This is a genomic window from Peribacillus sp. P4_C12 (assembly GCF_056402095.1).
The window spans coordinates 1-24184 of the sequence record NZ_JBFUIB010000031.1; the positions used below are offsets into that span (position 1 = coordinate 1).

Sequence of the window (24184 nt, forward strand, 5' to 3'; positions counted from 1 at the left end):
TTCTTTACCTGAAAGTGCAAAACAAAATTTAGAAAAGATGTCGGCGCTTCCCAAAAGCCTTCTTAAAACAAATTGCCGACATCTTTTCTAAATTTTGTTTTGCACTTTCAGGTAAAGAAACAGGCATTTTCTTAATTGTCATCAATTCCACTCCTTAGATATCATTTTAATATCGTGGCAATGTCTTTTTGATATTTAATATATATTATTTTGAATCCTTAGTTTGACTTGGATTTTTTTGATTTTTATCAATTGAGTGGATTTTATAATTACATGTATTGGTTATGTAATCTTTTAATTAATATTCTATTTTTGTACGTACAAGTTTGCTATGTCGCTAAAATAAATCCTCTTAGCAAACCTGATTAGTAAATGGGATTTGTATTTAACTTAATATTAATCAATCATAAAGGACGGTTTATCTAATTGAGAGAAAGGTCTTCTTCGTTTTTTCTCTATAGAGGTTAAATCTTTTATTTAATTATGCTTTAGCTAAAATAATACTTTTTTTAATATTACTTTTACAATTAGAATAAATGAATACAGCATTTGAAGTAATTAAATTAGTCAGGCAAGAGGAAAAGAGAAGTGTCTTTGCCTTCTTCTATGCAGTTGATTCCTTTGATATCTATTTCACAAGCAATCAATTATCTTAACCGCCTCCCTCTAAGCATTTAATAAGGTTAATTCCATATCCATCCAATTTATTTGGGGCGTCAAAAAGACTTGAAATATTGTATAATAAATCTACCTATTAATTAAAATTAGGAAATCAATACCTAAGGAGTTTTGAAATTGAAAAAGGTATCAGTAATTATTGCAGTATATAATACAGAAGAATTTTTAGATGAGTGTTTAACTTCAGTGGTGAATCAAACATATAGTAACTTGGAAGTTTTACTTATTAATGATGGATCATTGGATCAGTCTGGTGCTATCATTAATGAATTTGCCAAGAGGGATAAACGGATTATCTGCTTCCATAATGATGAGAGGAAAGGAGTGAGCGCAGCTCGTAACCTAGGTTTAGATAATGCTACGGGTGAGTTCGTCTACTTCGTTGATAGTGATGATTTTATTGCTCTCGATACAATTGGAAGGTTGGTCGAGAATATTGGGGAACACGATATGCTTACCGGAAAGCGGGTCCGGTTAACTAATAAAGAGGATAGTAAAATCGGGAATATGGTTGAAGAAGAAGCTGATGATGGAATGATAATAGAAGAGATTGAAGAGAAAGTGCAAGAAGGACGTGTACGTTTAAGAAGGGGGATTCAACGCTCGTTCCGTGGTATGTCAATCCTGCACACTCTTATTTCGCGTGATTTTATAAAGGTGAATAATTTGCGGTTTTCAGAAGAAGTTGATTGTTATTCAGATTTATCCTTTATCGTTCCTATCATAAGTGAAATGGGGACATTCCCATTTTTAACACGTTGCTATTATTTCAAGCGCAGGCGCAATGACCCCATCTCTAATCCTGCAGTAATGCAATCGGATCGGGAAAAAAAGGTTTTGGATTTTTTATCAATCTATAATCAGATGAAAGATCAATATGGTATGAACAAACGAGCTGGTTCATATTTAGACTGGTTATTTTTGAATATATATCGAAAACAGATTATCATGCTGTTTTCCAATCAAGGATGTATCGATGAATTTTTTAATAAAGTAGCCGTTTCTGTTGATAAAATTGATGTATCAAAAAGGAAAAAGCTTAATGTTGTAGTGAAAAGAGAGCTAAAGCTGTTACGTAAAAGGAAACTGGAATCTTATAAAAGGCTGATTGGACTCCATCATTTTGCCCGTAATATGAAGAGGGCATTGAAGAGTAGGCAGAAAATGTACATTTATTTATATCGCTCTGTGTTCATGCGTATGCCGCTAAAAGAAAAAACAATCGTATTCGAAAGTTTCTTAGGGAAAAACTATTCGGATAGTCCGAAGTACATTTATGAATATATGCTTGAGCATAATTACGATTTTAAATATATATGGATTTTTAATAAGACAGGGAAAGAGATTCCAGGTAATGCAAAACAAGTGAAACGGTTTAGCTTAGCTTACTATTATTATTTCGCTACATCTAAATTTTCGGTAAGTAATTCACGCCTTCCACTAAAATTGAATAAGCGTGAAGGGAATATCGATTTGCAGACTTGGCATGGAACACCGTTGAAGAAGCTTGTTTTTGATATGAATGATATTTATTCGGCAAATCCCAATTATAAAAAGCATTTCTTTAATCAATCAAGACGTTGGGATTATCTTATTTCACCGAATCAATATTCTTCGGATATATTTAGAAGTGCCTTTAAGTTCGAAAAGGAGATGCTCGAATTCGGTTATCCAAGAAATGATATTTTATATAAAAAGGATAATGAGGAGTCTATCCAGAATTTAAAAGAGAGTCTCCAAATTCCTCTTGATAAAAAAGTGATTTTATACGCCCCGACGTGGCGGGATGATGAATTTTATGAACCTGGAAAGTATAAGTTTGCTATTCAAATGGATTTGCATAAAATGAGAGAACAATTAGGGGATGAATATGTCGTTTTATTACGCATGCATTACTTTATTGCCGATGAGATCGACACAGATGGTTTAGAAGGATTTGTATATAATTATTCAAAATACGATGATATTGCTGAACTTTATTTGATTTCTGATATATTGATCACTGATTATTCTTCTGTATTTTTTGATTATGCAAATTTGAAACGACCAATCTTGTTTTTCACCTATGATCTTGAGAAATATAGAGATACATTAAGAGGATTTTATATAGATATTGAATCAGAAGTGCCTGGTCCATTAGTGAAAACAACGGATGAAATCATTGATGCCGTTACAAATATTGACCAAGTTAAAACTCAATATCAAGAGACGTATGATCGCTTTTACGATAAATTCTGCGGTTGGGATAATGGCAATGCGGCAGAGAATGTCGTGAAAACCGTATTTGGCGAGGATGTAAAATAGTATGTTGTGAATGTATGTTCATCTTCTGTTGCCAATGCAAGTATCGATATTATTGGTTTAGATATACTTTGGTAGTTTTCTGAATGATATAAGGAATGAGAAGTTTAAAGTATTTGTTTATATTTGTGAGGTAGATAATGTTAATTATATTCCGATCTTGAAGAAGCATATTTGAAAGAAAAAGAACAAATTGGAACAAAGTGCTTTTATTCCTCTTGTTAAGACATCCAAGCGGTTTTAGCAAATATTGAAGACATATAAAACAAACGAATTTATTTTCCCTGAATGCCTCAATTGAAGCTGCTAGAGCAGGTGAACACGCTTCTTCATTGAAGAAGTGGCGGCAAGCTTCAATGAACAGGATAATCTCATCAATAAAATAGCAAGAAATTTCCCGAACTTTGAAGAACTGCTTAATGGGTTGAAAAAGCTAGCTCAATCTGACAGGTAATTGTACATTCACTACATTAAAAAGCCGCAGAAAAGAATTTTCTTCTCTGCGGCTTTTTTAATGTGTACCATTTACTGTTCAATCAATTTTCCAAGGTTCGCCATTTCAATAGCACTAACGGCTGCTTCATAGCCTTTGTTGCCTGATTTTGTTCCTGCACGTTCAATAGCCTGCTCGATATTTTCAGTAGTCAACAAACCGAAGATAACAGGTACACCTGTGTCCAGAGAAACTGCTGCCATGCCTTTAGCTGCTTCATTACACACATAATCATAATGAGAAGTAGACCCCCTAATTACTGTTCCAAGGCCGATAACTGCATCATATTTGCCTGTGTTCACTAGTTTTTTCGCAATTAGTGGAAGTTCAAAAGCCCCTGGTACCCACGCTATGTCAACATCATTCTCATCAACACCATGACGCTTAAGGCCATCCAATGCACCGCCTAAAAGCTTGCTTGTAATAAACTCATTAAATCTTCCTACCACGATGCCTACTTTCAACCCTGATCCGATTAATTGTGCTTCAATAATTTTCCCCATGTCCATATCCTCCTAATTTAAAAACAAATGTCAATTTTTTTCGTATTTTTATTTTTCAACCACTTATATCCTTCAAGCATTCGGAATATTTAATTCAAGTTCCTGTTTCTCATATATTTTTCTTTGTTGGAGATAACGAGTTAGCTCGGCAATCGTAATGAATTTAAGATCGAATTTTTCGGCGATAATTTCTAGATCAGATACTCGTGCCATTGACCCGTCTTCATTCATGATTTCACAAATAACGCCTGCAGGAGCAGCCCCGCATAACTTTGCCAAATCTACGGATGCCTCCGTATGCCCTGCCCGTATTAACACGCCACCTTCTTTAGCGACAATCGGAAAAGTGTGACCAGGCCGTTGGAAGTCCCCAGCAACTGAATCTTCTTTAAGAAGCTCCAGAATGGTCAAGGATCTTTCAAATGCACTTATTCCTGTAGAAGTACTTTTATGATCGACACTAACTGTAAAAGCAGTTCCATGATGATCGGTATTTTCACCGACCATAGGATGCAAATTCAATTTTGCCGCCAGTTCTTCGGTAATGGTTGTACAAATCAAACCGCGTCCATGGGTCGCCATAAAATTAATCGCTTCAGGCGTTGCTTTTTCTGCCAATACAACAAAATCACCTTCATTTTCACGGTCTTCATCATCGGATACGATTACTACTTTACCAGCTTTTAAGTCTTCGATCGCTTCTTCTATTGTATGGAACATCTTTTACACCGCCCTTTAATTAAAATCCGTGTTCTGCCAAAAACTCTAAATTCAGTCCTGGTTTTGAATCACTTTTTTTTATTTGATGTATGATATATTTCCCTATCATGTCATTTTCGATGTTAACAATATCGCCAGCTGCTTTCCGCCCCAATATTGTGTCTTGATGAGTCAGGGGAATCAGAGATACAGTAAGCAGGTTTCCCTCTATCCCGAAAATTGTCAAGCTCGTACCATCAATGGCAACTGACCCTTTTGGGATGCAAAATGTACTGAGTCCTTCTTCCAATTTGATCACATAATACACAGCATTTTCTTTTCGCTCTTTTTTTATTATCGTTCCTGTACCATCAATATGGCCTGAAACAAAATGGCCGCCAAACCTGCCCTGTGCACTCATGGCACGTTCCAGATTCACAGGTGATCCCAGTTTTAACGTCCGGATTGAAGAAGCTTTGACCGTTTCTGGCATCACGTCGACAGTAAACAGACTTTGCGTGAAAGACGTTACCGTTAAGCAAACTCCGTTGACAGAAATACTGTCCCCCAGATGTACATCTTCGAGGATTTTCTCAGAACGAATCGCCAACTCCATGCTGCTTTTGCCTTTTTTCAAGGAATGGACGGTACCGATATCCTCAATGATTCCCGTAAACATGTTTTTCCCCCTTTTATAGAATATAAAAAACCCCTTAGATTGACCTAAGGAGTTAGCAGGAGAAATGAGTGAAAAATTGTATACCTAAAAAGCCTAAAATTTTCATTTTTGAAAAATTAGGCGCACGTATACACTTGGGTTCCACACGTCCTTCTCCCATCCAGACTATACTGTCGGCTTTGGAATCTCACCAAATCCTGCCTTTATCAGGCTCGCGGGCTTAGAATTTCTTCATCACCGCCGGTTGGGATTTTCACCCGACCCCGAAGGACTAAATTATTATGAATCTCTGAATATTTTATCACCTTAAAGTAAAGATGTAAAATTTCTAATCTTAAATGAATCATTAGTAACAAGAACTTACTATGTATAAGAAAAAATGTACATATTTTTCTTATAGACCTCCTATGTGCTCAAAATGGTTAAATAAGTAAAATTAGTGTTCATTATTATTGCGCTTTTGATTAACTTAATTATCATTTAAACAAACATTAATGAAGTGGAGCATGCCTCTTTCGACCTATGCCCTTTTTCCATTTAATTAGGCTGGGTAAGCGTCGCAGCCATCGCTGACATTTCTTACTATCTCACCTATAGTAGCTGGAAAGGATTTGAGATATCTAATGTAACCGGGACGATTGTCATGATGATTGCAGCAACAATCCTGGCCTTTGTCTTCGCAGTTAAAATCCGGGATTGGTGCTATCCGCTTGTCTTCTTCTGGGCGTTCATCGGCATTGGTGTACGGAACAGCACTCTCTACCCGACAATCACCCCTTTATCCTACATCCTGGCTGTTCTAATCCTTATCTTTCACCATTTTCATCAAAAAAACCGGGAAATAATCCGGGAAATGGGGTCTGACCCCAGCTAAAAGGCTTGCTGAAGATCGTGCCAGATGTCCTGCCAAGCTTCGAGGCCTACTGAGAGGCGGATAAGCTGGTCGCTGATCCCCATTTGATGTCTGGATTCTTCAGGAACTGCCGAGTGAGTCATGGTAGCTGGATGCTGAATCAATGTTTCGGCATCTCCTAGGCTGACAGCTATTTTGATAAGTCTCAAGTTATTCAGGAATTTCTGGGCATCCTGCTTCGTACCTTGCAATTCAAAGGAGATAAGGCCCCCACCATGTTTCATCTGTTTTTCCATTATATAATGGGCCGGAGAACTAGTATCCCCTGGATAATATACATTCTTCACCTGGGGGTGCTGTTTCAGCTCCCGAAAGATTTCCCACGCATTGGCAGAGTGCCGGTCCATCCTAACCGGTAAAGTCTTTAACCCCCGCAGTAGTAGCCACGCATCAAACGGCGAAATAATTCCTCCGATATCTTTCTGAGTCGTTACCGCTACCTGATTGATAAACTCTTTCTTTCCAACTACAAGACCTGCAACGACGTCTCCATGTCCACAAAGATACTTCGTCGCACTATGAAGGACGACATCACAGCCATAGTCAAGGGGCTTCTGTAAATAAGGTGTCGAAAAAGTATTATCGACTACAACCGGCACATTGCATTCTTTCGCGACTTTCATGACCATTTGTAAATCAATCATTTTCATAGTCGGATTAATAGGGGTTTCCACATAGATGCAGGCTGTTTCTGGACGGATCATCTTCCTTAACTGTTCCTCTGTATCCATATCACAAAAATCATGATTGATACGATATTTACTTTTCATCAACTGAAGGAGGCCAAACGTACAACCATATAATCCTTGTGAACACAAGATGTGGTCATCTGTTTTAGTTAATGCAAAAAGTACAGCCGATACCGCAGCCATACCTGAGCTGAAAGCAAGCCCTGCTTCCCCGCCCTCCAATGCCGCAATCTTGTCTTCAAGCACCTGTACCGTTGGATTTCCAAGACGCGAATAAATATATCCATCTTCTAAACCGGCAAAACGTCTTTCTCCTTGCTCAGCCGTTTCGAAAGTAAATGTTGAGGTTTGAAACAGTGGTGTTGTTAAGCTTCCTAAATGCTCCTTCGAGTCATATCCTTCATGAATTACTGCCGTTTCAATATGCTTATATTTCTCTGCCATACCGTCTCCTCCTCACCAATGTCTATTTCTATCATATGTCAATATCCCATATAAAGGAAGCGTTTTCATTTGTGTTTTCCACTCATTATTAAACTCCTATCTTCAGCAATATGCTATAATTTTACAATCATTCAATTTTCTAATTTTGACTATTCATAGATAAGGATTTTTGGAGGGGAAACGATGAACAAAGTCATTTTTGGTTTACTTGTCATTTTAACGACTGCTTTAATGGGTTCGTCATTCGCTATCGGAAAAATAGGATTAGCTTATACTTCTCCCATGTTGCTTGCAGCCATAAGATTTATCCTTGCAGGTTTGATCATGGCCATAATTGTTAAACTCATCAAACGACCTCATCCAAGCAAGACCATAGACTGGGCTAAATTGGCTATCATCGGTTTATTCCAGACAGCTGGTGTCATGGGCTGCATCTTTGTAGGCCTTAGAACCATTTCAGCAGGGGAACTTTCGATTTTGACGTTTATGAATCCTTTATTAGTTATCATTTTTGGAACGCTCTTTTGTAAAACAAGATACGCCCCACAGCAATGGGCAGGGGTTTTCCTAGGATTTATCGGTGTCTTTATCACAATGGGGGCACATCTTGATTTAAAAACAGGAACCCTTCTCGGATTGATGTCAGCCATTTCCTGGTCCCTCGCCACCCTGTTGATGAAAAACTGGGGACACGCAATCGACACTTGGGTCATGTCAGCCTATCAAATGCTTTGCGGAGGGGTACTGCTGCTTATTGGCTCTTATCTTTTTGAACAGCCCTTTTTCATAATCACAACGGCATCCATGCTTATTTTATTATGGCTAGCCATTATGGCTTCTATCGTACAATTTTCAATTTGGTTTTTCCTACTACAAAAAGGAGATTCCGCCAAAACGAGTGCCTTTCTATTTCTAGCTCCCTTTTTTGGTGTCTTATCTGGTTTCATCTTGCTAGATGAACCGGTCCACTGGTACGTTGCGTTAGGTGGTTCACTCATCTTCGTAGGGATCTTTCTGGTTAACTGGACATCCCATCAAGTTGCAACAATAGAAAAGTCCATGTAGAGTGTTCTTCAAAAAAAATTCTCACTGTAGGAGGGAACAAGAAAATGAGTGGAGATGATACGCTATTGTTTATACACTTGTTCGTTATCCCATCAATAAGTGCTATGTGTTTTCTTAATTTGGTTTCACTTTTGAAAAATCTAAAAGCAGGTAAAAGTATTCATAACCAAACGATTTTGGGAGCTGTTCTTTGTTATATTTTATTCATGACGTTAATGATTGGTTTAGAGGGTATGTATTAATACACCTGCCTAGTCTTGATAAAAAAAGTAGAGACAGCCTGCATGGCCATCTCTACATTCAAAAATTATTCTTCGACTACGATGTTTCCACCATAGAATGTTACTTTCGTTAACGGAATCTCAAGTTCACGTGCCATTTTTTTCAATTCTCGCTCTTCTCTTTCCGTTACAATCGAGATAACCGTGCCATTTGCACCCGCACGCCCTGTTCTCCCGGATCGATGAATATATTGGTCAATGTTTTCAGCCATATCAATATGAACGACGGCTGTCAGCCCTTTAATATCAAGTCCGCGAGCCGCCACATCTGTTGCCATCAACATCGGAGATTTACCTGAACGAAGCTTGCGCAGCGCTTTCTCACGGTCTACTTTATTAGATTCACCGTGAAGGACACCCATTTCAACGCCTTTATAACTCAACTTTTCATGTAAGACGCTCAGCTCTGCGATATCGTTTAAAAAGGCAAGAGCTTTCACATCTTTCAGCCTCGTGATTTTCTCAAGAATCTTGGACTTTTCCCGTCTCTCAACAACAAAGTAAAGATGGTCTACTTTTGACTCCATTTTTTCATGCTTATCGACCTTGATCATTTCTGGTTCGTTCATGAATCCACGAGCCACTTTTTCCGTTTCCTCTGGTAGAGTTGCAGAAAACACCATGATTTGGCGGTCTTTAAGCGTAGTTTTGATAATATTATTAATCGTTCCCATATGCTCGGGAATAATTAATTGGTCACCTTCATCGAGGACAATTGTTTTTACTTCGTGCATCTTCAATTTCTTTTGGGCAATCAATTCATAAATCCGTCCTGGTGTTCCAGCAATGACCTGTGGATGCTTCTTCAGTTTGTCCAACTGACGTTTTACATTCGCTCCACCGATGAATGCTGCACCTGAAATACCGCTTCCTTCTGACCAAATCCGGATTTCTTCATTAATCTGCATGACCAATTCACGTGATGACGCCAAAATTAAAGCTTGGGGAGATTTTTTATCAGGATCTATTTTTTCAAGCAATGGCAGTAAATAAGCAAGTGTCTTTCCTGTTCCCGTAGGTGATTCAGCCATGATGTCTTTTCCTTCTACAATTACAGGAATCGCTTTCGTTTGAATCGGAGTAAGTTGGCCGAAGCCAGATTTTTTCCAGGCCTCCTGGATAAATAGCTTTCTATCGTTCACTAATGCTGGTAATTCGCTCATATCGTTCTCCTTTAATAAAAAAACTTTTCATATACTCTATAGTACCATTTGTTAAAGCGTAGTAGCCAACGGAATCCGAATTGTAACCGTGGTTCCCTTATTTTTCTCACTTTCAAAATGCATCTCTCCGTCGAGGCGATGAATAATCTTCTGGCAGATTGCAAGTCCGATTCCTGTGCCCCTTTCCTTCGTCGAATAAAAAGGTTCACCGATTCGTTTCAAGCGCTCAGGCACCATACCTATTCCATTATCACTCACACTGATTACAGCATGATCATCAATGACATCCAAGGATATGTCTATATTCCCATTATCACTAACCGCTTCAATGCTATTCTTGACAATATTAATGACCATCTGTTTAAGTTCGATGGAATCAGCCATAATATAAACCGGCTCGGCTTTTTTTACCTGATACCCCATCTCAATATTATTCAAATTCGTCTCTGCTTTCATTAACGTATATACTTGTTGTAAACAGTCACCAAGATCAATTTTACATAAAGCAACATCCTGTTTTTTCCCTAGAACCAGCAGCTCACTCGAAATAATATTAATTCGATCAATTTCCTTTAACATGATATCAGAATGCATCGGGTTGACTTCTTTCGTCATATCCATTAACTGCACGAACCCTTTTAGCGATGTCAGCGGATTCCTTATCTCATGTGCGACGGCAGCAGCCAGATGTCCGATTACAGATAACTTTTCAGACATGATCATCAATTCCTCTTCTCGCCGCAATTCGGTAATATCCCTGACGATTGCATATACTCCAAGCATTTCCGTTTGAACAATAATTGGCAAAAAAGTTACACGAATTATCCGCTTTTCATCACTCATATTCTGGATGGTCGTTTCGAATTTAACAGCCTCTCCTTGAAGGGATTGTGTAAAGAAAACAGATACTTTTTCACTTTCATTCCAGTTGATAAAATGATTGGCATTTTTGCCCTTCAAGTTGTCACTTTGGTGACCTAACAGCTTTTCAGCCTCCGGGTTAATTGAAACGACATTTCCTTCGAGGTTCAATTCAAGGACACAATCCGGATTATGCTTGAACAACGACTGATATTGCTCATCCTTCAGATTAAATTCCTGTTGAGAGCGCAACATTTTCCCAGTCCAATATCGGATTATAATATATAAAAAAATCCCGGTAATGAAAATGAACATCCACCCTTTGGAATGCTGAAACATCGCATATGTCTGGACATCTTCTTTTGCCTGGGTCATCGAGAAGGAATCTGTAATGATAATCCATAAGACCCCAATGATTATATATATAATAGCTACTTTAATTGCAATTTTATGAGACTGGTTCATTTTATATCCTTTGTAGTTGTTTTTGGTTTATTATTCCCAAACCACTCAAAAAAAGTCCTCATGTTTTACACATAAGGACTTTACGAATATTGTACCATATATTTTGGTTATTTATCATATAAAAAACGCCGCCCATTTGATTGAGCAGCGTCAATAATTAAGAGAGATTTTTTACAGCTTGATTGAAATCCTCTTCTATCTCTTTAGAAGGTTTGGCTGATAACAGGCTAAAAAACACGACTGCTATTGTACCAGCAATAAATCCAGGGATGATTTCATAGACTTCAGCAAATTTATCAATCATTTCCCAGACGATCACAGTTGCGGTACCCACAATCATTCCTGCTAGTGCGCCCCATTTGGTCATCCGTTTCCAGTAAAGACTTAACAAAATGACCGGTCCAAATGCTGCTCCAAACCCAGCCCAGGCATAACCGACCAATTTAAGAATCGTACCACTAGGGTTGAAAGCTAAAATAAGGGCAATAGCAGCTATCGCTAATACACCAAATCGTCCAACCAGCACTAATTCCTTATCCGATGCATTCGGGCGAATAAACTGCTTATAGAAATCATCAGTCAGCGCACTAGCGGATACTAACAGTTGAGATGCAATCGTACTCATGACCGCTGCTAAAATCGCTGCTAATAAGAAGCCTGTAATCAAAGAAGGAAATAGTTCTTTAGCCAGAATGATGAAGACAGACTCGGCATTTTTTTCCCCTAAAGGTCCGCTTGTCAGATTAAAATAAGCGATTCCGACCAATCCCGTAAACATCGCTCCTACGATAGCGAAAATCATCCAGCCCATACCGATTCGTCGTGCGCTTTTCAATTCTTTTACAGATGAAATCGCCATGAATCGAACGATGATATGAGGCTGACCAAAATAACCAAGACCCCATGCTAGCAACGATATAATACCAATAGTTGAAGTTCCTTCAAAAGCATGTAATAAATTCGGATTAATCGATTTTATTTCATTAATGGTAGGATCCCAGCCGCCAATATTTACAATCGTGACAACAGGGACTAAAATTAAGGCAATGAACATGATCGTACCTTGTACAAAATCCGTCCAGCTAACCGCAAGGAAACCGCCAAATAATGTATAAAGAATAACAACACTCGCTGTCAGCCAGATGCCCCAGCGGTAATCCATATTAAAAGCAGTTCGGAAAAGCTCCCCACCCGCTACCATACCTGAAGAGGTGTAAAAGGTGAAAAAGATTAAGATGACTAAGGCTGATACCACTTTTAATATTCGAGAACTATCTTTAAACCGATTTCCCAAAAAGTCCGGTATCGTAATCGAATTGTCGGCCACTTCCGTATATGTCCGAAGTCGCGGCGCTACAAATAACCAATTTAAATAAGACCCTGCACACAGGCCGACAACAATCCACCCGGCACTTAAGCCGCTTATGTACATCGCACCAGGAAGACCCATTAACAGCCATCCGCTCATATCGGAAGCCCCTGCACTTAATGCGGTTACAGCCGGGCCCAAGTTGCGGCCTCCAAGCATATAATCGGTTAAGTTGGCAGTTTTCCGATAAGCTAAATAACCAATTAATAGCATACCTGCCATATATATTCCAATAGATATTATTACTCCATAATCCAAAAATATATCCTCCTATTACTTATTTATTTTGTGATAAAAAAGGTTCATTTTTATCTTGTAAGCTTATCAGAAAAAAAATCATATGTTAAGAAGTTCTTGCAACTATCTACTATTTCACATTCAATAATAATTAAGATATAAATAGATTATCGATGCAAGATATAAGATTAGATTATAAGGAGGAATTCGCCATGCAACCCTATATCAATCAACCAGATGGAGTCTTTCCCTCAGTTTGCTCTCTTGATTGTCCTGATCAATGCGGCTTACTTTTGCACAAAAAAGATGGGAAAATCATTAAGGTGCAAGGAGACCCAAACCATCCTGTTACTAAAGGAAATATTTGCAACAAAGTCCGAAACATGACAGCTCGCATATATGACCCCAAACGTCTTCAGCAGCCATTAAAGCGGATCGGCTCAAAAGGAGAAGGGAATTTTGTTCCAATCAGCTGGAAGGAAGCCCTTGACACAATCACTTCAAAATGGAAAAACTTAATTGAACAGCATGGCCCAGAAAGCATCCTTCCTTACAGCTTTTATGGAAACATGGGAAACCTCAGTGCAGAAGGAATGGATCGTCGGTTCTTTCATAAGCTCGGGGCAAGCAGACTTGAACGTTCCATTTGTAACGCGGCCGGTTCTGTTGGCTATAACTATACGATGGGTGGTTCGTTCGGCATCGACCCGGAAGAAACGATTCAAACAAAGCTTTTTATCCTGTGGGGCATTAACGCTGTGAGCACAAATATGCACCAAGTAACAATTGCCCAGCAGGCCCGAAAAAACGGGGCAAAAGTTGTGGTCATTGACGTACATAAGAACCAAACTGGAAAGTGGGCCGATTGGTTCATTCCTATTCTGCCCGGAACTGATAGTGCTCTCGCTCTCGGTTTAATGCATATTTTATATGCCGAAAATCTAGTCGACCAACCTTTCTTAGATGAATACACTGTGGGCTCCGCTGAATTATGCGAGCATGTCCGCCAATATGACCCTGCCACCGTCTCAGCGATTACAGGTGTTCCAATTGATGACCTATATGAGTTGGCACGAATGTACGGTAGCACGACTCCTTCATTCATACGAATAGGAAACGGTCTGCAGCACCATGATAATGGCGGCATGGCCGTACGGACCATCGCCTGCCTTCCTGCACTTACCGGTCAATGGCTTGTGAAGGGCGGTGGCGCGATAAAGGGGAATTCAGGATACCTGGCTTTTAATACCAATGCCCTAAGACGTCCTGACCTTTTGAAGGATAAAACAACACGTATCATTAATATGAACCAAATCGGTCAAGCCCTTTTTGAAAAAGAAAACCCGATTCTTTCCTTATTTATATACAGTTCCAATCCAGCCCTTGTCGCTCCGAATGCGAATAAAGTGCAGGAAGGTCTGATGAGAGAAAATCTATTTACTGTGGTCCATGATTTATTCTTAACAGAAACGGCAATGTATGCCGACATCGTCCTGCCTGCTGCTTCATCTTATGAAACGGAGGATTTTTATAATTCATACTGGCATAATTACGTCCAAATACAAAAACCTGTAGTGGAAAAGTATGGAGAGTCGAAATCAAATGTCGAATTATTCAAACTGTTAGCCTGTGGTATGGGCTTTGAAGAACCAGCTTTTAGAGATTCAGAGGATGATATGATACGCCAGGCACTCAATTTTCCAGATAACCCGTATTTAGAAGGAATTACTTATGAATCCCTTTCAGAAAGTCAATTTGTCAAAGCCAAGATGAGTCCGCTGTTCCCGGGTAAACTGCAGACACCGAGCGGCAAAATCGAACTCTATTCTGAACAGATGAAGAAGCATGGATACGAACCGCTACCAACGTATACGCCAATCGTCAAAGACAGTGACCTGCCATTTTTATTCATACCAGCACCTAATCACAATTTCTTGAATTCAACTTTTTCCAATAACGAAAAACATATCTCTATGGAAAAAGAGCCGAAACTACACATGAATACGGCAGATGCCCTAAAATTAGGAATAGATACAGGAGATATGGTCCGTATCTGGAACGAGCGCGGTGAATGTGTGCTAACTGCTGCTCCCGGGGAAAATGTGTTAGCCGGTGTTCTTGTCAGCCAAGGCTTATGGCAGATCACACCTGAAACAAAGCAACATGTCAATGCACTTACTCCAGACAGGGTGGCAGATATGGGAAATGGCGCCGTTTTCTTTTCAGGCCGGGTTGATCTATTAAAACTGTGAAATTATAGTCGTATCGTATTTGATTGATTATCATGTTTTATGCTCATTACTGAAAAGTGTCTATTATTCATTTTATTTTGAGTGCATTTTTTAAAAAATGTTCAATTTCTGGAGTTTATCTACGATTCTGGAGTTATATTTACGTTTCTAGAATTTCATTTCCACAAAAAGGCTGTTCCTTAAGGAACAGCCTTTTCATCTAGCTATTTACTCTTCATCAAACCATCCTGTTGGTTGAATATCCAAGTTGTTATTAATTTGCTTCACTTCTGTGTAAGCCTCGTATCCGAAAGTACCTAGCTCACGGCCATTTCCGCTTTGTTTGAAGCCGCCCCAAGGAGCTTCGTTATATGTCGGGTGATAAGAATTTATCCACGTGATACCAGCACGTACTTTTTTGATGACACGGTACGCCTTAGCGATATCATTCGTAAACACCGCTCCAGCTAAACCATATTTCGTGTCATTGGCCAGTCGAAGAGCTTCTGCCTCGTCCTTGAACTTTTGAACGACAAGTACTGGTCCAAAAATTTCTTCCTGCACGATACGCATTTCAGGTGTTGTATCAACAAAAATCGTTGGTTCAACAAAGTACCCATTTTCCAAGCCCTCTCCTTTAATCCGGTTCCCACCAACGATTAATTTGGCTCCTTCTTCTTTTCCAATTTCGATATACGATAAAATTTTGTTCATATGGGCTTCAGAAACGACTGGTCCCATATGAGTTTTTTCATCAGAACCTGACCCCACTTTAATTTGTTTCGCTTTCGCGGTAAGACTTGCAATAAATTGATCATAAATGGACTCTTCCAAAAGTAATCGAGAGCCCGCTGAACATACTTGTCCTTGGTTACAGAAGATCCCGAATAAAGCGTAATCAACAGCAGTCTCAAAGTCAGAGTCTGCAAATACGATATTAGGGGATTTCCCACCAAGCTCCAAAGTCACTTTTTTCAAATTCCCTAACGATGCTTCCATGATTTTACGGCCTGTTGYTGTTCCGCCTGTAAAGGCCACTTTATCAATTTCCTCATGTTCAGCAATGGCCTGTCCGACAACTGTTCCTGCCCCTAATACTAGGTTTGCGACACCTTTGGGTACTCCGACCTCTTCCAAGATTTCGAATAGTTTAACRGCCGTTACTGGTGTTACTTCTGATGGTTTGAAAACGACGGAATTTCCTGCAGCTAGCGCCGGAGCCAATTTCCAGGCTGACATCAACAAAGGGAAGTTCCAAGGAATAATTTGCCCGCAAACTCCGATTGGTTCCCGGATGACCATTGCTTGCTGACCGTCAGGCACTTCATACGTCTGTCCTGTCGGTTTAGTAGCCAATCCTGCATAATATCTAAAACAGGCTGCTGCATCATCTATATCAAAACGAGCTTCGCGCAATGGTTTTCCATTATCCAACGTTTCCAAAGCAGCTAGTTCTTCAGCCTTTTCTTCTAATTTATCGGCAATTTTGAATAAAAGTCTGGCTCGCTCCACTGCCGGAGTTCCCCACCATCCGCCTTCATAGAAAGCATATTTAGCTGCCTCAACCGCTGCATCGACAYCCTTCTGTGTTCCTTCTGCAGCTGTAGCAATAACTTCTCCCGTAGCCGGATTCAATACATCCCTTTTTTCACCCGAAGTCGAACTCACCCATTCCCCATTGATAAACATCTTTAAGTCTAGTGCTTCCGTTCCTTCTTTTTGTGTGTTATTTTGTAAAGTTTCCTGCATTTTAATTCCTCCTCGGTTTTAAGTTATCTACCTATATACAAGATATAAGCAAGATTCATGCCAGTTTGAAATATTAGGTAAAATCGCATTTTCTTTCTCTTCCCTGTCCCATATAAATTCAATCGTGAATTTTCTATTCATTTTTGCATAATAACTTTAGTCAATCTTCTCTACTTTCGCCACAACCTCTTTATTTCTATTAAAAGATTCATAAAAAATATATTTAGAAGAAATATATTTTCTCAAAAATAAAGAGATGAGCAGCTGCTCATCTCCATACTTTTTCATTATTAATTCCGATTAAAAATGACCAGCTTCATTTCCGTCATTTCTTCAATCGCATACTTTAACCCTTCACGGCCCATCCCGCTTTTTTTGACTCCGCCATATGGCATGTTGTCGACGCGATATGTTGGGATATCATTTATGATAACGCCACCGACTTCCAGTTTTTCAGCTGCAGTAAGGGCCAAATTGATATTGTCTGTATAAACCCCTGCCTGCAAGCCAAATTCGGAATCATTGACCAAATCAATTGCTTCTTCAACCGACGACACCTTATTGATCAAAACAATAGGAGCAAAGACTTCCTGACAGGATACCTTAAGCTTCGCATCCACCTCCAGTAAGACAGTAGGATGCAGGATATTCCCTTCAGATTTACCTCCTGCTGCAACAACGGCACCGTACTGTTTTGCTTCACTGATCCAGTCCAGACTGCGTTCTACATCACCAGCGCTTATTAACGCTGAGACATCCACTGCCGGGTCCAAAGAATCGCCGAGTATTAGTCCCTTCGTTGCCTCAGAGAATTTTTCTACAAACTCGTCATACACCTCTTCATGAACATATGCTCGCTGTAAGGAAATACAGACTTGCCCTTGAAAAGCAAATGCTGCCGTTACACACCGTGGGATAATTTTATCAATATCAATCCCTTTATCCACAATAACCGCTGCATTGGAACCAAGTTCAAGACTCACTTTCTTCAAGCCCGCCTTGTTACGGATACCGATTCCTACAGCAGGGCTTCCGGTGAATGAAATGCTCTTCACCCGTGAATCAGTCACTAATTTATCACCAATTACCGAACCACTCCCCGTAATCAGATTAAACGCTCCATCAGGAAGATCTGTTTCGGCTAATAGCTCAGCTAGTAATAGCGATGATAGTGGCGTTTGGCTCGCAGGTTTCAAGACAATCGGGTTTCCAGCAGCAATGGCCGGTCCGACTTTATGAGCTACCAGGTTCATCGGGAAATTAAAAGGAGTAATTGCACCCACTACGCCAATTGGCTCGCGTACGGTGTAACCAATTCTACCTTCCCCGTCAGCTGTCGCATCCATCGTTAATGTTTCTCCATGAATTCTCTTTGCTTCTTCTGCTGCAAATTTATATGTGGCAATCGTCCGGGAGACTTCTCCTATCGCTGTTTTGATCGGCTTCGCTGCCTCTTTAGCAATAATTTCAGCTGCCTCATCTTTACGGCTTTCCAAAAGAGTTGCAAGCTTTTCAAGAATGGCAGCCCGTTTATGACTTGGCAGAGCAGCCATTGCTTTTCTAGCTTGATAAGCTGAGTCTATCGCCAACTCAACCTCTTCAGGGGTAGCAGCCGGAATCTCCGCTAAAACCTCCCCGCTATAGGGAGACTTTAGTGTCGTGAACTTTTGGGCTTCTTTCCATTTTCCATTAATAAATAGTTTCTTTTTCAGAGTTTCCGTCATTACCATCCTTTTCACCTCTTATAAAATTTCTTTTTCGACAGCTGTAAATGTTTCATCCAGGATTTCAATTATTCTTTCGACTTCTGATTTAGTTATGATTAAAGGTGGTGCAAACACGAGTGTATCTTGATCAAACGTAACAGACCGGCAAATTAAACCATTCTTCGCAGCTTCAGCTACAAGTCTTGGTGCTAGCTGTGTTTCAAAGCCTTCCCCGGTTTGTTTATCTTTGACAATGGAAATGCCTCCAATAAGACCAAGTGCTCTAACATCCCCAATAATCGGGTGTTTGCTTTGTAGCTTTTTAAAGCCCTCAAGCAATTCTAAGCCACGCTGTTTCGAGTTTTCTATTAAGTTTTCGCGTTCAATAATTTCAATATTTTTCAAGGCGACAGCACAAGCCATAGGGTGCCCACTGTATGTGTATCCATGTAAAAGCGTGCCTTTAGACAGGGCTATAAAATCCTGATGCATCTTATCATTAAGGACCACGCCACCTAACTGGGCATATCCGCTCGACACACCTTTTGCAAAGCACATCATGTCTGGCACAACACCGAAGTGCTCAATTCCAAAATACGTACCTGTTCTTCCGAAGCCTGTAATGACTTCATCCGTTACCATTAAAATGCCGTATTCATTACAAATCTCTCTTACTTCCTTAAAATACCCTTCAGGAGGTAGATTCACGCCGCCAGCTCCTTGAATCGGTTCCGCGATAAATGCAGCAATCGTTTCTGGCCCTTCTTGTTCGATGACCTTACGCAAATCTTCAATGGAAGAACCATCTACATAACAAAAATCCGGAGCGATGGAATTCGTGAAGTCACGGAATGGTTTCAAGCCTGTTGCACTTGTCGCTCCCATTGCCACCCCATGATAGGATTTCGAACGGGAAATAATCTTTTGACGATTAGGCTGCCCTTTTAAAATCCAGTAGTGACGGGCAAGTTTAATCGCTGTATCATTCGATTCCGATCCACCTGAAGTGAAGAAAACAGCATTCAAATCCCCAGGAGCAATTGAAGCAATTTTAGCAGCTAAACGAATAGCCGGCTCATTGCTGAAGGTAGCAAAACTGGAGGTAAACGCTAACTTTGCCATCTGTTCTTTCGCCACTTCAGCCAACTCTTCTTGTCCATGCCCAATATTCACATTCCAAAGTGAGGCCATGCCATCGATGACGGTTCTACCCGTGACGTCCGTAAGATATATTCCTTTACCTTCTGTAAAAATGAAACTTGGACCATCCGCCTGCTGTTGTGCAATTGCTGTAGTCGGATGAATAAAATGCTTTTTATCCAAATCGATTAATTCCTGAATCCCCGTCTTCTCTTTAATCATGTAAAAAACACCCTTCTCTCACGTAATAGATTTTTTATAATTTTCTATAAGTATTTATATAGCAAGATGCATGCCAAAGTATATGAGCTTTATATAATAGTATTCAGAGAGAAAGTGATTCATAAATAAATCAAAAATAGCGCGTATTGATTCGAATATAAATCAATCGATTCATATTCAAATCAAACATATTTAAATTTCCATTTTTCAACAAATATTAATACTTATTTACTAATATTGTCGTTTTTTGCATTTAATTTCTTAATGATGTTACATAACCTGACATAAATTATTGAATTTTTGAAAAATTTGTATTATTATCATGTTAATAACATTTTCATTTCCCTTTTGAGCCCTCGGTTAATCTAAAATGAAAGAAGTTGATATAAATGCAGGTAGGCTTTGAACTGTATCAAAAGCAAACTTTGAAGTTAGCTTTGACCCCTCAATTACAGCAATCGATCAATATTCTACAATATTCTGCACATGAACTTATAGATTTTTTACACCAACAGGCTAACGAAAATCCTGTTCTCGAAATAACCGAAACATTTAAAGACCCTCTCGCCTCTCTCTCTGAATCTGGTATACGTACAAATAAAATAAACACTCAGGCAGGAGGATCTTCGACTACAAGTAAAGGATTCAATGGAGACAGTGATTATAACCCTATCAATAATTATTCAGTAAACACAGAAACACTAGAAAATCATTTACTAGAACAAGTGAGTATGCTGAAATTCTTGAAACCTCTTGAAAGAAAGATCCTCGCATTTTTAATTGGAAACTTAAGCGAATATGGATTTCTTGAAGTGGATGCAGATTGGGCAGCCTCTCTTTTTTCCGTGTCTATGGAAGAAATTGAAGACATGATTCAAGTTCTGCAATCCCTTGACCCCATCGGAGTGGGTGCCAGAGATTTGACTGATTGTTTACTCATTCAGCTGCGTGAGCATGAGCATTATAATGAATTAGCGTACACTATTATAGATAAGCACTTAACAGATTTAGCTGAAAAGCGTTACAAGAAAATAGCCAACCTTTACAAAGTAACTATTCAGGAAGTCCAAGAGGCATCAGATTTTATCCGCACGTTAAATCCCCGTCCCGTCAGTCATTTTTCTAATGATATGACCCATTACATCGTTCCGGACGTATTCGTAGAAAAAGAAAAGGATGGCTATCTGATTACGGTTAACGACAGTTTCGCACCTAAACTATCAATCAACCATTACTATACGAATATATTAGCCACTAAGCCGGGCGACCCAGCTAAAGATTACGTCAAAAATCACTTAAATGATGCTCAATTACTGATTAAAGGTCTTGAACAAAGGCAAATGACCCTTTACAAAGTGACAGCAACCATTGTAGAGGAACAACAGGATTTTTTCTTGAAAGGGATTGCTGGATTAAAACCTATGACACTGAAAGATATTTCCGAAAAACTCCAGCTTCATGAATCAACAATCAGCAGGGCCACGAGCAATAAATATATCCAAACTCCGCAAGGCCTCTTCAAATTAAGGAACTTCTTTACTAGAGGCTTAAACCGAGTGAACAGCCAAGAAACCGAATCCACTCTTACCATCAAAGAAAAAATAAAAGTCTTGATCGCCGATGAAGATAAAATAAAGCCTTTTTCTGACCAAAAACTTTGTCAAATATTTGAAAATGAAGGAACCAAAATATCCCGTCGGACCATCGCAAAATACCGTGAAGACCTCGGTATACCTGGATCTTCTAAACGCCGGAGATTTTGAAACAAAAAAACTAGCTGTGTAAAAGTACAGCTAGTTTTTTTCTCTTTATAGTTAAACTTTAACATCGGGAAACGGCAGCACTAGTTTGAACGACTTCCCATTTATCGTCTTCTCCTCTGACTTTACTCTGACCGATACAATCAAAAGCAACTGAAGAAACGACAGCCCGATGATACCCTATCACAACATTCCTCTCCACATGCCTACACTCAATATGCGTAGTGGATTGTAATTCGAGAGAGGATAAGATTGGAGTCAAATTTGTTCACTGTTTTTCCTGTTTTTATTATTAAAAGTATAAAGCTACATCACCAAATTTTCTCCTCACTAGCATGAATGAAGGTACAAAGAGTTTTATTTTTTACCCCACTTATCTTCAAAAATAAGATCATCCTTAGACCGTCTCTTTTCCCAGTTGGCTAATTCAAGAATAGGTTTATCCGGGTATTGATCAGTATAGCCAACCGACATAAGTGCGATAGGCTCGACGTGCGGCGGTATATCCAAAATATCACGGATATCATTTTTCTTGTAAAAGCTGACCCATCCCATTGCTAATCCCTCGGCACAGGCAGCTAGCCACATATTCTGAATCGCACAGGCAGTGGATAGAATATCGGTTTCTGGAATCGAGTTCCGCCCCAACACATGGGAACCTCCCCGTGTCGGGTCACAGGTTACACAGATGGTATATGGTGCTTCTTTTAACCCTTCAACTTTCAAACTAAGAAATTTATTTTCTTTTCCGCCTTCATAATGAATTGCGAGCGCTCTTCTCTCTTTATCGGCTGCCCAGGCCAAGCGGTTTTTGATTTCCTGAGATGAAACAACAATAAAACTCCAAGGTTGCATAAATCCTACAGACGGGGCATGGTGTGCCGCATCCAAAATTCTTTGCAGTATTTCCTTTGAAATGGGATCGGGTAAAAAACTCCTGATATCCCTTCGATTATAAATAGCTTTATATACGGCTGCTTGTTCGTCATTAGTAAACATAGTTCTCCCCCAATATTTCCGGCTTCTCAGAAATTTATCTAAAAATTCAATATAAATGTTACAGGTAAACCATTACAATTAAAAGTAACTTCGACACAGAAAAGGAATGATGGGAACAAAGCTGAAAAAGAATGTCCTGCTTATCGTTGTCGATATCCAAAAGGCATTCGATGATCCTAATTAGGGCAGGCGTAACAATCCTCAGGCAGAATTTACTATTGCCCGGTCCATTCAAGCATGGCGGGTGTCTAGTCGGCAGGTAATTTATATACTGTACTTATCTGAATCAAAGGATTCCCTCTTTTATCTCGAGAATGAAACAAGCCTGTTTAAAGCGTTCAGTCAACCAAAGTCAGCTGAATGGATTCTCACAAAATATGTGAATAATGCGTTTATCGGTACCAATCTTGAGAAGATTTTAAGAGAAGAAGCTTGTCCCCAGGTTATCATTACTGGATTAACGACCAATCATTGCGTAGAGACCACCACCCGGATGTCCGGTAACCTCGGATTCATTCCTATCTTAATATAAGATGCGACCGCTACATTAGAGGGGATAGGCCCTGATGGAATGTGCTATAGTGCAGAATTGATTACCAGATTTCCTTGGCAAATCTGCATAATGAAATTCACTGAAATTATGCTGACATAGAGCCTTATTCATAGTCTATGATGATTGGAGTTGAGAAGTACTGTGAAACATGTACAACGGAGAACAACACAGGCACTCGCCTATATTCTTGAGTCCATGAATATACCTTCTGCGATGAGCGTGCTGAAAAACAAATTTCATCTGCCCCAATTGCAATGGGGCAGATGTGAAAGGCAGGACAAAGAGTCTGAATTCATCTGGTTCCGTCCACCACAAGATTCACTCTTTCTTGTGGCCTATGTGTGTCAACATAGAGATCTTCATACACCATCCAGTTATCCTCCCACATCGGACGCGCTTCTTCACCATCACGCTCAAGTCCCCGTTCCAAACGCTGATTTCGGGGACATTCTACCCAGATTGTGAAATCATAAAGTTCAGCTAGTTCTTTACGAGTGGAATACGTTCCTTCAATAATAACAAGGCCTTCAGCAGGAATCGTATGCCATTCGCCCATTGCGTCCGTTTCCCAATCATACCGTTGATATTTCGCTTTCCCCCTCCAGTTAAGCGGTTGCAGAACCTGACCAAAAACCCGTTGCCAATCATAGTCCGCACCAATTTGCTTTTTGGAGGGAGGCAGTTGGATTCTCTGTGATGACGGCAAATAAAAATCATCCATATGAACAACCGTGCTACCCGGACATTCTGATTGAATACGGGCCGCGAGCGTACTTTTTCCGGATCCTCCGCGACCATCTTTGGCGATTAAATATGGAGATTGTTTTTTGGATAACGTATGAATGTTAGCTATAAGACTCTGAATCGTATAAGGTCCTTGAAGTGTTGGGAAGTTCATAAAACATTCCTCCTATACTACTTATTTCTATCCTCCCTCCCTTATATTCCTTCCTTAAGAGGATAAAAATCTAAGAAGAAGGTGCA

The 24184-nt window shown here is 39.6% G+C and carries 20 protein-coding genes, 1 pseudogene and 1 riboswitch; of the genes and pseudogenes, 7 read left to right on the forward strand and 14 right to left on the reverse strand.

Annotated elements, in window-relative coordinates; translation table 11 throughout:
- Window positions 1-795 precede the first annotated feature (795 nt).
- Window positions 796-2982 carry a bifunctional glycosyltransferase/CDP-glycerol:glycerophosphate glycerophosphotransferase gene (locus AC1DUW_RS08105; protein WP_053344347.1) on the forward strand — a complete coding sequence of 729 codons (2187 nt, stop codon included), beginning with the start codon at window positions 796-798 and terminating at the stop codon, window positions 2980-2982.
- A gap of 522 nt (window positions 2983-3504) precedes the next feature.
- Here AC1DUW_RS08105 and ribH read toward each other — a convergent pair.
- The 3 genes and pseudogenes from ribH to ribE all read right to left on the reverse strand — a co-directional run bounded on the left by ribH (window position 3505) and on the right by ribE (window position 5353).
- On the reverse strand, window positions 3505-3975 hold the full coding sequence (gene ribH, locus AC1DUW_RS08110) for a 6,7-dimethyl-8-ribityllumazine synthase (protein WP_053344346.1): 471 nt from the start codon (window positions 3973-3975) through the stop codon (window positions 3505-3507).
- Between the two features lie 81 nt (window positions 3976-4056).
- Window positions 4057-4695, reverse strand: a pseudogene (gene ribB / locus AC1DUW_RS08115) (3,4-dihydroxy-2-butanone-4-phosphate synthase); the annotation flags it as partial.
- Window positions 4696-4714: 19 nt separating this feature from the next.
- Window positions 4715-5353, reverse strand: a complete 639-nt coding sequence (gene ribE / locus AC1DUW_RS08120) for a riboflavin synthase (RefSeq protein WP_053344344.1) — start codon at window positions 5351-5353, stop codon at window positions 4715-4717.
- Between the two features lie 144 nt (window positions 5354-5497).
- Window positions 5498-5628: riboswitch (FMN riboswitch) on the reverse strand.
- A 368-nt stretch (window positions 5629-5996) separates the two neighbouring features.
- Here ribE and AC1DUW_RS08125 point away from each other — a divergent pair.
- A complete protein-coding gene (locus AC1DUW_RS08125) occupies window positions 5997-6227 on the forward strand; it encodes a hypothetical protein (protein WP_053344343.1) in 231 nt (76 codons plus the stop codon).
- On the opposite strand, the gene megL is transcribed toward AC1DUW_RS08125, so the two are convergent.
- Entirely contained in the window at window positions 6224-7399 is a 1176-nt protein-coding gene (gene megL, locus AC1DUW_RS08130; protein WP_053344342.1) for a methionine gamma-lyase, read from the reverse strand. The genes AC1DUW_RS08125 and megL overlap by 4 nt on opposite strands.
- A gap of 183 nt (window positions 7400-7582) precedes the next feature.
- Between megL and AC1DUW_RS08135 the strand changes: the two genes are divergently transcribed.
- Together AC1DUW_RS08135 and AC1DUW_RS08140 are read left to right on the forward strand one after the other, a co-directional pair.
- Complete coding sequence (locus AC1DUW_RS08135; protein WP_053344341.1) at window positions 7583-8464, forward strand: DMT family transporter; 882 nt, start codon at window positions 7583-7585, stop codon at window positions 8462-8464.
- A 44-nt stretch (window positions 8465-8508) separates the two neighbouring features.
- A complete protein-coding gene (locus AC1DUW_RS08140) occupies window positions 8509-8706 on the forward strand; it encodes a hypothetical protein (protein ID WP_053344340.1) in 198 nt (65 codons plus the stop codon).
- A gap of 65 nt (window positions 8707-8771) precedes the next feature.
- Here AC1DUW_RS08140 and AC1DUW_RS08145 read toward each other — a convergent pair whose 3' ends face one another.
- The 3 genes from AC1DUW_RS08145 to putP all read right to left on the reverse strand — a co-directional run bounded on the left by AC1DUW_RS08145 (window position 8772) and on the right by putP (window position 12861).
- Window positions 8772-9908 (reverse strand): DEAD/DEAH box helicase, encoded by a 1137-nt coding sequence (locus AC1DUW_RS08145; RefSeq protein WP_053344339.1) that lies wholly within the window; start codon window positions 9906-9908, stop codon window positions 8772-8774.
- A 51-nt stretch (window positions 9909-9959) separates the two neighbouring features.
- Window positions 9960-11234, reverse strand: coding sequence for an ATP-binding protein (locus tag AC1DUW_RS08150; protein WP_053344338.1), 1275 nt, complete (start codon window positions 11232-11234; stop codon window positions 9960-9962).
- Window positions 11235-11391: 157 nt separating this feature from the next.
- Entirely contained in the window at window positions 11392-12861 is a 1470-nt protein-coding gene (gene putP / locus AC1DUW_RS08155) for a sodium/proline symporter PutP (protein WP_053344337.1), read from the reverse strand.
- 191 nt (window positions 12862-13052) lie between these two features.
- On the opposite strand from putP, the gene AC1DUW_RS08160 reads away from it, so the two are divergent.
- Window positions 13053-15092 (forward strand): molybdopterin oxidoreductase family protein, encoded by a 2040-nt coding sequence (locus AC1DUW_RS08160; RefSeq protein WP_053344336.1) that lies wholly within the window; start codon window positions 13053-13055, stop codon window positions 15090-15092.
- Between the two features lie 207 nt (window positions 15093-15299).
- Here the strand turns inward: AC1DUW_RS08160 and AC1DUW_RS08165 are convergent, their stop codons facing one another.
- The 4 genes from AC1DUW_RS08165 to AC1DUW_RS08180 form a co-directional block, all read right to left on the reverse strand.
- Window positions 15300-16820: an aldehyde dehydrogenase family protein gene (locus AC1DUW_RS08165; protein ID WP_477642313.1), complete on the reverse strand. Its 1521-nt coding sequence runs from the start codon at window positions 16818-16820 to the stop codon at window positions 15300-15302.
- Between the two features lie 156 nt (window positions 16821-16976).
- Window positions 16977-17108, reverse strand: coding sequence for a hypothetical protein (locus tag AC1DUW_RS08170; protein ID WP_255264070.1), 132 nt, complete (start codon window positions 17106-17108; stop codon window positions 16977-16979).
- Window positions 17109-17110: 2 nt separating this feature from the next.
- Window positions 17111-18544, reverse strand: a complete 1434-nt coding sequence (locus tag AC1DUW_RS08175) for an aldehyde dehydrogenase family protein (protein WP_053347937.1) — start codon at window positions 18542-18544, stop codon at window positions 17111-17113.
- Between the two features lie 18 nt (window positions 18545-18562).
- Window positions 18563-19888: an aminotransferase family protein gene (locus tag AC1DUW_RS08180; protein ID WP_053344334.1), complete on the reverse strand. Its 1326-nt coding sequence runs from the start codon at window positions 19886-19888 to the stop codon at window positions 18563-18565.
- 389 nt (window positions 19889-20277) lie between these two features.
- Here AC1DUW_RS08180 and rpoN point away from each other — a divergent pair, with 389 nt between their 5' ends.
- Window positions 20278-21651, forward strand: a complete 1374-nt coding sequence (gene rpoN, locus AC1DUW_RS08185; protein WP_477642314.1) for an RNA polymerase factor sigma-54 — start codon at window positions 20278-20280, stop codon at window positions 21649-21651.
- Window positions 21652-21709: 58 nt separating this feature from the next.
- On the opposite strand, the gene AC1DUW_RS08190 is transcribed toward rpoN, so the two are convergent.
- Together AC1DUW_RS08190 and bluB are read right to left on the reverse strand one after the other, a co-directional pair.
- A complete protein-coding gene (locus AC1DUW_RS08190; protein WP_255264071.1) occupies window positions 21710-21835 on the reverse strand; it encodes a hypothetical protein in 126 nt (41 codons plus the stop codon).
- A gap of 170 nt (window positions 21836-22005) precedes the next feature.
- Window positions 22006-22647: a 5,6-dimethylbenzimidazole synthase gene (bluB, locus tag AC1DUW_RS08195; protein ID WP_053344332.1), complete on the reverse strand. Its 642-nt coding sequence runs from the start codon at window positions 22645-22647 to the stop codon at window positions 22006-22008.
- Between the two features lie 244 nt (window positions 22648-22891).
- Between bluB and AC1DUW_RS08200 the strand changes: the two genes are divergently transcribed.
- The gene (locus tag AC1DUW_RS08200; protein ID WP_161804891.1) at window positions 22892-23179 is read left to right on the forward strand and encodes an isochorismatase family protein; all 288 of its coding nucleotides are present in this window, start codon (window positions 22892-22894) and stop codon (window positions 23177-23179) included.
- Window positions 23180-23492: 313 nt separating this feature from the next.
- Here AC1DUW_RS08200 and AC1DUW_RS08205 read toward each other — a convergent pair whose 3' ends face one another.
- Entirely contained in the window at window positions 23493-24098 is a 606-nt protein-coding gene (locus AC1DUW_RS08205; protein ID WP_477642315.1) for a uridine kinase family protein, read from the reverse strand.
- Window positions 24099-24184 lie beyond the last annotated feature (86 nt).

What these genes read in the sequence shown, in the direction of transcription:
- rpoN (WP_477642314.1), top strand. Translation starts at nt 20,278, where the DNA reads ATGCAGGTAGGCTTTGAACTGTATCAAAAGCAAACTTTGAAGTTAGCT.
- bluB (WP_053344332.1), bottom strand. Translation starts at nt 22,647, where the DNA reads ATGTTTACTAATGACGAACAAGCAGCCGTATATAAAGCTATTTATAAT.
- AC1DUW_RS08160 (WP_053344336.1), top strand. Translation starts at nt 13,053, where the DNA reads ATGCAACCCTATATCAATCAACCAGATGGAGTCTTTCCCTCAGTTTGC.
- AC1DUW_RS08175 (WP_053347937.1), bottom strand. Translation starts at nt 18,544, where the DNA reads ATGACGGAAACTCTGAAAAAGAAACTATTTATTAATGGAAAATGGAAA.
- ribE (WP_053344344.1), bottom strand. Translation starts at nt 5,353, where the DNA reads ATGTTTACGGGAATCATTGAGGATATCGGTACCGTCCATTCCTTGAAA.
- megL (WP_053344342.1), bottom strand. Translation starts at nt 7,399, where the DNA reads ATGGCAGAGAAATATAAGCATATTGAAACGGCAGTAATTCATGAAGGA.
- AC1DUW_RS08125 (WP_053344343.1), top strand. Translation starts at nt 5,997, where the DNA reads ATGATGATTGCAGCAACAATCCTGGCCTTTGTCTTCGCAGTTAAAATC.
- ribH (WP_053344346.1), bottom strand. Translation starts at nt 3,975, where the DNA reads ATGGGGAAAATTATTGAAGCACAATTAATCGGATCAGGGTTGAAAGTA.
- AC1DUW_RS08150 (WP_053344338.1), bottom strand. Translation starts at nt 11,234, where the DNA reads ATGAACCAGTCTCATAAAATTGCAATTAAAGTAGCTATTATATATATA.
- AC1DUW_RS08140 (WP_053344340.1), top strand. Translation starts at nt 8,509, where the DNA reads ATGAGTGGAGATGATACGCTATTGTTTATACACTTGTTCGTTATCCCA.
- AC1DUW_RS08170 (WP_255264070.1), bottom strand. Translation starts at nt 17,108, where the DNA reads ATGAAAAAGTATGGAGATGAGCAGCTGCTCATCTCTTTATTTTTGAGA.
- AC1DUW_RS08145 (WP_053344339.1), bottom strand. Translation starts at nt 9,908, where the DNA reads ATGAGCGAATTACCAGCATTAGTGAACGATAGAAAGCTATTTATCCAG.
- AC1DUW_RS08205 (WP_477642315.1), bottom strand. Translation starts at nt 24,098, where the DNA reads ATGAACTTCCCAACACTTCAAGGACCTTATACGATTCAGAGTCTTATA.
- AC1DUW_RS08180 (WP_053344334.1), bottom strand. Translation starts at nt 19,888, where the DNA reads ATGATTAAAGAGAAGACGGGGATTCAGGAATTAATCGATTTGGATAAA.
- AC1DUW_RS08135 (WP_053344341.1), top strand. Translation starts at nt 7,583, where the DNA reads ATGAACAAAGTCATTTTTGGTTTACTTGTCATTTTAACGACTGCTTTA.